Annotated in this window: 2 protein-coding genes; both read left to right on the top strand. The window is 61.2% G+C overall.

The features are described from left to right. The first annotated feature begins 62 nt into the window (after nucleotides 1-62). The gene (locus TSA1_RS38645) at nucleotides 63-464 is read left to right on the top strand and encodes a helix-turn-helix domain-containing protein (protein ID WP_100176497.1); all 402 of its coding nucleotides are present in this window, start codon (nucleotides 63-65) and stop codon (nucleotides 462-464) included. Next, entirely contained in the window at nucleotides 461-1318 is an 858-nt protein-coding gene (locus tag TSA1_RS38640) for an IS3 family transposase (protein ID WP_100176498.1), read from the top strand. Before TSA1_RS38645 ends, TSA1_RS38640 begins: the two co-directional genes overlap by 4 nt. Nucleotides 1319-1380 lie beyond the last annotated feature (62 nt).

Raw genomic sequence — 1380 nt, 5'->3', positions numbered from 1 at the left:
CTGGACTGCACCCCTGAAGTGAGACACGATAATTACAGTGACAGGCATTTCGAGGATGACCTGTGGCAGGACGAGGAAAGAAGCGTCAGTTTCCGACGGCTTACAAATTGAAGGCGATCAAGCGTGTTGAGCGAGGCGAAGGCGTCCTCCCTGTAGCCCGCGAGCTTGGAATCTCCCGCAAGATTCTCCATGACTGGATCAAGGCCTGGAACGCCGAAGGGCCGGATGGTTTGAACCGGAAGCCCGGACCCAAGCCTGGCCCCCGCAAGCTCAAGCCACTACCGACGTACGACGACAAGCGCTCCGCCCTCGCGCTCGCCAAAGCCCGCATCGCCGAACTCGAGCGGCTGGTGGGCCGCCAGCAGATGGATCTCGATTTTTTTCGGCAAGCCTTGCGCGCATTGGAGCGGCCGGCCGCGCAAGGCAAACCCGTACCCGCATCGTCGAAGTCGTCAAAGCCATGACGATGGAGACGACCGATTCCTATGCCGATGTCCAACGCCTGTGCCGCCTCGCGGGCTTGCCGCGCGCGACCTATTACCGGCACCTCGCCAGACACGATCCCAAGGCAGCAGATTGCGAACTGCGCGACGTGATCCAGCGCATCTGCCTCAAGCACGTGTTCTACGGCTATCGGCGGGTGACGGCGGCCCTCAGGCGTCAGGGCATGGTCGTGAATGCCAAGAAGGTTCAAAGACTTATGCGCGAAGACAATCTGCTCGCGCAGCGCAAGACACCATTCCTGAAGCCGCCCTCGGAGCGGCCATCGGGCTTTCTCGTCGTCCCCAATCTGGTTCGTGGCCTGGTGCCGTCTGCGCCCGACCAGATCTGGGTGGCGGACATCACCTACGTCCATCTCGCCAGGACCTTCGCCTATCTCGCCGTCATCCTCGACGCATTCTCGCGCAAGGCTGTGGGCTGGGCCTTCGACGACACGCTCGACACCTCGCTTGCGATCAGCGCCTTGGAGAAGGCCATTGCCGCGAGACGGCCAGCGCGTGGCAGCCTGATCCACCATTCCGATCGCGGCGTGCAATACGCATCGATCGCCTATCGCCAGCGGCTTGCCGATCGGGATATCACGTTGAGCATGAGCAGACCCGGCAACCCCTTCGACAACGCGAAGGCCGAGAGCTTCATGAAGACGCTCAAGGCCGAGGAGATCAACGGGAAGACCTTCGTCGATCTCGACGACGCCCGCCGCCGCATCAACAGCTTCATCGCGGAGGTCTACAACAAGGAGCGCCTGCACTCGGCGCTCGGATACCAATCGCCTCTTGAGTTCGAAACCGCGTTCGCGCAAAACAAAGCACGATAACGTACCGTGGCAACCGCACTGTCACTGTAATTATCGTGTCTCACTTCAGGGGTGCAGTCCAG

It is taken from the genome of Bradyrhizobium nitroreducens, from assembly GCF_002776695.1.
GTDB lineage: Bacteria > Pseudomonadota > Alphaproteobacteria > Rhizobiales > Xanthobacteraceae > Bradyrhizobium > Bradyrhizobium nitroreducens.
This window is presented reverse-complemented; position numbering and strand designations above follow the sequence as displayed.

Excerpts from the sequence above, each read along its gene's own strand:
- TSA1_RS38640 (WP_100176498.1), top strand. The coding sequence starts at position 461 with ATGACGATGGAGACGACCGATTCCTATGCCGATGTCCAACGCCTGTGC.